Origin of the sequence: Noviherbaspirillum album, assembly GCF_035916955.1 — a bacterium.
In the GTDB taxonomy this organism is placed as follows: Bacteria; Pseudomonadota; Gammaproteobacteria; order Burkholderiales; family Burkholderiaceae_D; genus Noviherbaspirillum; species Noviherbaspirillum album.
The window spans coordinates 109460-117576 of the sequence record NZ_JAWIIV010000020.1 but is presented as its reverse complement, the minus strand read 5'-3'; the positions used below and the strand labels follow the sequence as shown (position 1 = coordinate 117576).

Annotated in this window: 6 protein-coding genes and 1 pseudogene; 1 reads left to right on the top strand and 6 read right to left on the bottom strand. The window is 62.9% G+C overall.

What is annotated here, in order from left to right; all coding sequences use genetic code 11:
- Positions 1 to 57: 57 nt before the first annotated feature.
- The 4 genes from RY831_RS21245 to RY831_RS21230 all read right to left on the bottom strand — a co-directional run bounded on the left by RY831_RS21245 (position 58) and on the right by RY831_RS21230 (position 3331).
- Positions 58 to 312 (bottom strand): GNAT family N-acetyltransferase, encoded by a 255-nt coding sequence (locus tag RY831_RS21245; RefSeq protein ID WP_326508374.1) that lies wholly within the window; start codon positions 310 to 312, stop codon positions 58 to 60.
- Positions 313 to 468: 156 nt separating this feature from the next.
- On the bottom strand, positions 469 to 1293 hold the full coding sequence (locus RY831_RS21240) for a citryl-CoA lyase (RefSeq protein WP_326508373.1): 825 nt from the start codon (positions 1291 to 1293) through the stop codon (positions 469 to 471).
- Positions 1290 to 2492, bottom strand: a complete 1203-nt coding sequence (locus RY831_RS21235; protein ID WP_326508372.1) for a CaiB/BaiF CoA transferase family protein — start codon at positions 2490 to 2492, stop codon at positions 1290 to 1292. Before RY831_RS21235 ends, RY831_RS21240 begins: the two co-directional genes overlap by 4 nt.
- A 32-nt stretch (positions 2493 to 2524) precedes the next feature.
- The gene (locus RY831_RS21230; protein ID WP_326508371.1) at positions 2525 to 3331 is read right to left on the bottom strand and encodes an IclR family transcriptional regulator; all 807 of its coding nucleotides are present in this window, start codon (positions 3329 to 3331) and stop codon (positions 2525 to 2527) included.
- A gap of 308 nt (positions 3332 to 3639) precedes the next feature.
- Between RY831_RS21230 and RY831_RS21225 the strand changes: the two genes are divergently transcribed.
- Positions 3640 to 5565, top strand: a complete 1926-nt coding sequence (locus RY831_RS21225; protein ID WP_326508370.1) for a glucokinase — start codon at positions 3640 to 3642, stop codon at positions 5563 to 5565.
- Positions 5566 to 5944: 379 nt separating this feature from the next.
- Here the strand turns inward: RY831_RS21225 and RY831_RS21220 are convergent.
- A pseudogene (locus tag RY831_RS21220) lies at positions 5945 to 7536 on the bottom strand (tripartite tricarboxylate transporter permease).
- Positions 7537 to 7547: 11 nt separating this feature from the next.
- Positions 7548 to 8009, bottom strand: a complete 462-nt coding sequence (locus RY831_RS21215; RefSeq protein WP_326508369.1) for a tripartite tricarboxylate transporter TctB family protein — start codon at positions 8007 to 8009, stop codon at positions 7548 to 7550.
- Between the last annotated feature and the right edge of the window lie 108 nt (positions 8010 to 8117).

Below are 8117 nucleotides of genomic sequence, written 5' to 3'. Positions count from 1 at the left end.
CTTCTTCATGTAGAACTTCCTCTTTTTATTTGTGGAAAATTCTACCTTCAACTCCGTTTAATTTCCGGGGGGATTACCATACCATCCTCTGCTGCCGTCCGAGACGGAAACCGGCGAGACCGAGACATGGCCGACAATGTTTTCCTGCTCCGTCGCGACCAGCGAAATGGACAATTGCCCCGCCTGCCGCAGGGCATTGACAATGAACTGCTCGGTGTGGCTGGCATGCGGGGCCTCGCGAAACGCATCAGCAATCAGCGCTTCTATTGCCGGAAGATCGGAGGGCCTCTCGCTTCGCATCTTGATGTTCACGATGACATCCTTCGCAAGTGCATGCGCCGGCATGATGCCGGGACGGCACCGAATTGGCTGGAACGACCACAAATCTCAGATGACATTATGCGCGGTTTCGCGCGCGCCGCATCCGAATTCTGCAGCGTTCAGCCGGCGAGCCCCGGGACAGGGGAATCAATTGTCTTGCAGATAGGTATAGCCCAGGTCCGGCGGCATCGGTCCCTTGATGCGTCCACCCTGGTTCTTCTGTTCCCAGGCGTGGGCAAGTATGCCCACTGAGCGTGACAGGATGAACAGGCCGCGCGCCAGTTCCGGCGCAAAGCCGAGTTCGCCGTAGACGACTGCGGTGGCGCCGTCGATGTTCATCGGAATCTGTTTGCCGGTGCGCTCGCCGAGCGCCTTTTCCACCTGCCGTCCGATCCGGGCGAAGCGGCCTTCCACTTCGCCGCTGGCTTGCGCGGCATCGACCAGGGCGAGCAGCCTGACGGCACGCGGGTCTACCGGATGGAAACGGTGGCCGTAGCCGGGAATCACCTTGCCGTATTCCGCGACGAATCCATCCAGCGCAAGCTGAACCGCCGCGTCGAGCGGACGGGTCTGCGCATGGGAATCGATGGCCTGGAACAGTGCCAGGCACTGCTGCCCGGCGCCGCCGTGGATGTCGTCCAGCACGTTGATGGCGGAGGCCATTGCACCATTCAGGGGCGCTCCGCAGGTCACGGCCATCCGCGATATGGCGATGGACGGCGCCTGCGGACCATGGTCGACCGCGGCCACCAGGGCGGCTTCCAGCAGGCGTGTTTGTGCCGGTGTCGGCGGCTCGTCGCGCAGCATGAGCCACACCATGTGCGCGTAGCCGACATTGCCGATCAGATTCTCGATCGGCTCGCCCTTGATGCGAATCACGCCGGGCCGGATATCGATGAGTCTGGTAGTCCACCAGGCCTTGGCCCTGTTCAGCATTTCCACCGCTTGCTCGCTGATTTTACCGTTTGTCATAAGGCACCCGTTTCCCACAGTTGTGCAATCTGCCCGTCGTCGTAACCGAGCTCTTTCAAGATGTCTTGCGCATGCTCGCCCAGGCGCGGGGGAGGGCGGTCGACGCCGGTAGTGCGGCCGTCGACCGTGAAACCGCTGCGCGTGACGCGAATTTCGGAGCGCTCGGGATCGGGAAAGGGCAGCGCCATCAGCAGCTGACGGTGAAGAACCTGTTCCTGTGCAAGCGCTTCGGCTACCGTCAGCACCTGCCCGGCCGGCACGCCGGCGGCATTCAGTTTCGGCTCCCAGAACGCGGCACTGTTCGCAGCCAGTGCGTCTTCCAGCGCCGCCGTCAGTGCGGCGCGATGCTGCTTGCGCGCTTCGCGCTCGGCGAAGCGCGGATCGGAAACCAGTTCGGGGCGCGCAATGCACCGGCACAATGCTTCGAATTGCTCCTGCTTGTTGGCAGCGATGTTGAGCAGGCCGTCGCCCGTGCGGAACGTGCCGGAAGGACTGGCGGTGAAGTTGTCGTTCCCCATCGGTTCCGGCGCGCGTTCCGCGATCAATTGATTCGAGACTATCCAGCCCATCGTGACAAGCGTGGAGTCCAGCATGGCGACATCGATGAACGCGCCCTGGCCGCTTCGCCCCCGCCTTACCAGCGCCGAAGATACGGCGAATGCCGCCGTCATGCCGCCGATCGTATCGGACACCGGATAGCCGACTCGCAGCGGCGCCGACTGCGCATCGCCGGTGATGCTCATGACACCCGAGCGGCCCTGGATGATCTGGTCGTAGGCGGGTGCCGAGGCCAGCGGTCCGGTCTGTCCGAAACCGGAGATCGCACAGTAGACGATGGCCGGGTTGATTGCCTTCAATGCTTCGTAGCCAAGGCCGAGCCGTTCCATTACGCCGGGGCGGAAATTTTCCAGCACCACGTCCGCGCCTGCAACCAGGCGGCGGAATACCTCCTTGCCCTGATCTGCCTTGAGATTGAGGGACAGCGAACGCTTGCCGCCATTCTGCGCCAGGAAGGACGCTCCCATTTTCTGCCGGTTGAGCGCCGCGTCGGCGCCGAGCTGGCGGGCGAGGTCCCCGGACCCCGGCGTCTCCACCTTGATGACGTCGGCGCCCAGCAGCGCCATCTGGTATCCGGTGAACGGTCCTGCCAAGACATTGGTCAGGTCCAGTACCCTGATTCCTTCAAGTAATGCAGACATGTGTGTCCTTTCGAATAGCGGCGTCTTGAAACTCAGCTTCTGCGCGCGGCGGCAGGCGGCACATTGGCGAAGATGCCCGGGTCGCCCATGAAGCCGATGGTCAGCCTGCGGGCGGCGGCAACGAGCGGCGCCACCATGGCGCGGGTTTCCTTTTCACCGAAGCGGGTAAGCGGGCCGGACAAGGTGACGGCCCCCTGCAGCCGGTTGCCGGCCCCGAATACCGGGCAGGCAACGGCCGCCGTTTCCGGATCACGCTCGCCGCGTGAAACCCGGACCAGCATGTCGGCGGGAGTTTTCGAGGCGTCGGCCGGCTGTGCGAAATCGAGCAGCACCCGTCCGGCGGCACCCTTGTCCAGTGGCAGAAGCTGGCCGACCTGCACGTTGTCGCGCACCGAGCGGGATGAGTCGACGCGGTACGCGCACAAGCGCTGAGCACCCGAGCGCACGTAAAACGATGCGCTTTCGCCGGCCGCCTGCACCAGTTCCCGCAACGCCGGCATGACGATTTCGGCGGGATGCAGCGACTTGATGGCCAGCCCCGCCAGCCGCAAGGGCTTGGGACCGAGCACGTAGGCGCCGTTGTCGAGCCGATTGACATAACCGAAGGCATCGAGGGACTGCATCAGGCGCAGGATGGTGCTCTTGTAGAGCCCGGTTATCTGGCTGAGTTGCGCCAGCGTCAATACCGGTGCCTCTTCGGTAAAACTGTCGAGGATGGCAAGCGCCCGATTGACGGCGGCGACGCCGACCTCGTCCGTTCCGGACAGGTCTGGCGCATCGGCTCCGGTGCGTGCCTTTGATGCCAGGGTCTTTGATGCCGGGGTCTTGATCGCGGCCATGAGATTGCCTTGTGGTCCAGGAGGTGAATTCCACTGTGTTCTGGCAAGCGGAACGTATTGCGGAATTTTAGAACGATGCGGCAAAGAGGTCAAACCGGAAGAATTCTTGATTTCTTTGGTCGCATGATGCGGCTTCGCAGGCGGAAAGCCGTTGGAGACGTCTGGGGCGGCCCGCGCCTTCGCGGTTAAATCACGTTAAGATGTGGCATGACAATGCCGTGCCGCATGATCCGACCAAGTAGCACCGCAGCACCGCAGCACCGCAGCACATGACGCGCCATGTTGCCGTACAAACCAAATCAAACTTTATGTCTTCCACAACCATGATGCCTCCGCAGGATGCGCAGCTTGCCTCTTTCCTGGATGGTCCGCGCCTTCTGGGCGATGTGGGCGGCACGAATGCCCGCTTCGCGCTGCAGTTAGCACCGGGGACGATAGACATGATCCGGGTGTACCGCTGCGCGGATTTCCCGGAATTCGCCGATGCCGTCGAAGCCTATCTTGCCGAATGCGGCCGGCCGGCCATCCGGCATGCGGCCATCGACATCGCCAATCCGGTTCAGGGCGACGAAGTGAAAATGACCAATCATTCCTGGTCGTTCTCGATCGAGGCCACGCGCCGGCGGCTCAAGCTCGATACCCTGCTGATCGTCAATGATTTCACGGCGCTTGCGATGGCGCTGCCCCGGCTTGGCCCGTCCCAGATCCGGCAGGTTGGCGGCGGCAAGGCCCGACCCGCCAGCGTGATCGGTCTGGTGGGCGCCGGAACCGGCCTCGGCGTGGGAGGAGTGATTGCCAGCGATGGCCGCTGGATTGCGCTCAACAGCGAGGGCGGACATGTATCCTTTGCGCCGGCCGATGAGCGCGAAGCCGCCATTCTCCAGTATTGCTGGAAAACCTATGCGCATGTTTCCGCCGAGCGGCTGGTGTCCGGTCCCGGCATCGAACTCATCTATCAGGCGCTGGCCGACCGCGACGGCAGACATGATGCGGAGCCGCTGGTCGCACCCGAGATCGTCACCCGTGCGCTTGCCGGAACCGATGCGCTGTGCATGGAAGCGCTCGAATGCTTTTGCGCCATGCTCGGCACGGTGGCAGCCAACATTGCGGTCACGCTTGGTACGCTGGGCGGCATCTATATCGGCGGCGGCATCGTACCCCGGCTCGGCGATTACTTCGCGCGCTCGCCGTTCCGCGCCCGGTTTGAAAGCAAGGGCCGCTTCACCGGTTACGTGTCGCAGATCCCGACCTTCGTCATCACCGCGCCGTACCCCGCGTTCACAGGCGTATCCGTCCTCCTGGCCGAGCATCTGGGCGACGGCGGCAACGCCGTCCCCATCCTCGAGCGCATCCGCAAGCTCAAGCCGCAGCTGTCGCCGGCCGAGCAGAAGGTGGCCGGCCTGATACTTTCGCATCCGCGCAGCGTGATGAACGATCCGATTGCCGATATCGCGCGCAAGGCCGATGTCAGCCAGCCTACCGTCATCCGCTTCTGCCGCACGCTTGGATGCCAGGGCCTGGCCGACTTCAAATTGAAGCTGGCGTCCGGCGTTTCCGGCAACGTGCCGGTCACGCACAGCCAGGTTCATGCGGTCGACTCGCCGGTTGAAGTCGGCGTCAAGGTGGCCGACAACACCATCTCGGCACTGGTCGAGGTGCGCGATACGCTCAATGCCGAGGCGCTGTCGCGTGCGATCGATATGCTGGCGCAGGCGCCTCGGATCGAGTTCTACGGTTTTGGAAGCTGCGGCCTGGTGGCGGCCGATGCGCAGCAAAAATTTGCGCGGCTGGGCATGACGGCATCCGCGTGCAGCGATCCCCAGCTGCAGGAAGTCTCGGCGTCGATGCTGAGATCCGGCGACGTTGTCGTGGTGATCTCAAACTCGGGGAGCCTGCAGCATCTGGCGCCGGCGGTGGAGGCCGCCATCGGCGCAGGCGCGCGCGTGATCGCGCTGGCACCCGGCAACTCCCAATTGGCCAAGCGCGCTCATCTGATTCTCGCTGCGGAGCATGACGAAAGCGGCAGCAATCACATACCGATGGTCTCGCGCATCCTGCTGCTGCTGCTGGTCGACATGCTGGTCGTTGGTGTATCCCTGAAACGCTCAAGTCTTTCTTATACGGACCTGCCGCGCCAGGCCAGGCCGGGTATCCTGGCGCATACGCTCGACAACAAGGGTGCGGCGATACGCGGCGGCGAAGGCGAGAACGCCGCCGAACCGGCTGACGCCTGACGCCTGACGGCCGGCATCCGCTACGGAGGCAAGACGAATCAGGACTCGCAAAACCCGGCCTCCGTGCTGCCGTAGTGAGCGCCCGGTGCGGCGCAACGGGGGATTGCGCGCTTACCGTTCAGAACCCCGGCCGCCTGAGCGGCCTGTTATGACAGCTCGACAGGTTCTTCGGCGATCCGGCGATCCGGCGTTCCGGCACCCGCGGTCTGTATATGGCTTGCTGAACTTGCGTGGGGCGCCGATGCAAGGTCAAAGTCAGAGCGAAAAAGTCAGAGCGAAAAAAGCCTGTGATGAAGCTTGCGCTTCATCACAGGCCGATTCCGGAAACTTCGGTCCTGGACACGCCGCGCCGGTTATCCGGGCGGGGCATGCAGTTTACTTACTCGACAAATGCCTCTTCCCGCTTCTTTCGCAACGCGGGCATCAGCACCACGGCCATGGCCAGCGCCGCCAGGATCAGCATCGTCGCGCTGATCGGGCGCTGCAGGAACACCATCGGATCGCTGCGCGACAACAGCAGTGCGCGGCGCAGATACTCTTCCATCATCGGGCCGATGATGAAGCCCAGCAGCATCGGCGCAGGCTCGGCCCCGATTTTCGAGCAGAAATAGCCGAAGACGCCGAAGCCCGCCATCATGAACACATCGAACTCGGAGTTGTTCAGGCTGAACACACCGATCGCGCAGAACACCAGGATGCCGGGGAACAGGAAGTGGTAAGGCACCATGATCATGCGCACCCACAGGCCGATCATCGGCAGGTTCAGCACCACCAGCATGAAGTTGCCGATCCACATCGAGGCAATCAGNAAGGCACCATGATCATGCGCACCCACAGGCCGATCATCGGCAGGTTCAGCACCACCAGCATGAAGTTGCCGATCCACATCGAGGCAATCAGGCCCCAGAACAGCGCCGGCTGTTCCGTCATCACCGCTGGTCCGGGCTGGATGCCCTGGATGATCATGGCGCCGATCATCAGCGCCATCACCGGGTTCGACGGAATACCCAGCGTGAGCATCGGGATGAAGGAAGTCTGCGCGCCGGCATTGTTGGCCGACTCGGGTGCCGCCACGCCTTCGATGGCGCCCTTGCCGAACTGGGCCGAGTTCTTGGAGACCTTCTTCTCGATCGAGTAAGCCGCGAACGACGACAGCATCGCGCCGCCGCCGGGCAGAATGCCCAGTACGGAGCCCAGCGCCGTGCCGCGCAATACCGGCGCGATCATGCGCTTGAAGTCTTCCTTGTCAGGCATCAGGCGGCCCACTTTCATGGAAAGCACCGACCTGTTTTCCTCATGTTCGAGGTTGGCGATGATTTCGCCCAGGCCGAACATGCCCATGGCCACCACCACGAAGTTGATGCCGTCGGCCATCTGCGGCAGGTCGAAGGTGTAGCGCGGCGTGCCCGAGTTGACGTCGGTACCGATCAGGCCGAGCAGCAGGCCGACGATGATCATGCCGAAGGCGCGCAGCAGCGAACCGTGGGCCAGCACCACTGACGCGACCAGGCCCAGCACCATCAGCGAGAAGTATTCGGCGGGACCGAACTTCAGCGCCAGTTCCGCCAGCGGCGGCGCGAACAGCGCCAGCAGCACGGTGGCGACCGAGCCGGCGAAGAAGGAGCCCAGCGCGGCGGTCGCCAGCGCTTTGCCGGCCTGGCCGTTGCGAGCCATCTGGTAGCCGTCGATGGCGGTCACCACCGAGGAGGATTCGCCGGGAAGATTGACCAGGATGGCCGTGGTGGAACCGCCGTACTGGGCGCCGTAATAGATACCGGCCAGCATGATGAGCGACGAGATCGGGGGCAGCGAGAAGGTCGCCGGCAGCAGCATGGCGATGGTGGCCACCGGACCGAGTCCGGGCAGCACGCCGATGGCGGTGCCGAGGAATACGCCCGCCAGGCAATAGAACAGGTTGGTGAGCGAGAACGCGGTATCAAAACCGAGCGCAAGGGATTGCAAGATTTCCATGTCGGCGTCTCTTAAATGTTGAACCAGGAACCGAAGATCGGCATGGGCAATCCGAGACCGATCACGAAGACCAGGGTGCTGAATGCCGCCAGGCCGGCTGCTACCGTCAGGAAGGGGATCAACCTGAACTTCCGGCTGGCATAGCCGCTGACCATGACCAGCACGATCACGGCAATGAACAAGCCGGCGCCGCGCATCAGGAACGCGAACAGAGCGACTGAGGAAATGACCAGCGCGAGGTTCTTGAGGGATACGCCTTCGATCGGCTCACCACGGCGGAACAACGACCGCCCAAGTGAAATGCCGCCTAGCACCGCAAGCAGAGTGCCGAGCACTGTTGGAAAATAGGCAGGCCCCATTCTTCCGGCGCTGCCCATTGCATAGTCGTTGCCGATGATGACGGCGGCGAGGCCGAGCGCAAGGAAAATGACACCCGACCAGAAATCCTGGGGGTTACGTATGAACGAAGGCAAGTGCGTCTCCTTTTCTCTTTATGATGCCTTGGCCCCAATGTGGTCAAGGGTGGCTTTTTAACGGAGCTTGCACTTTAATTATCACGCCTGTCAGGAAGCTGAACGGAG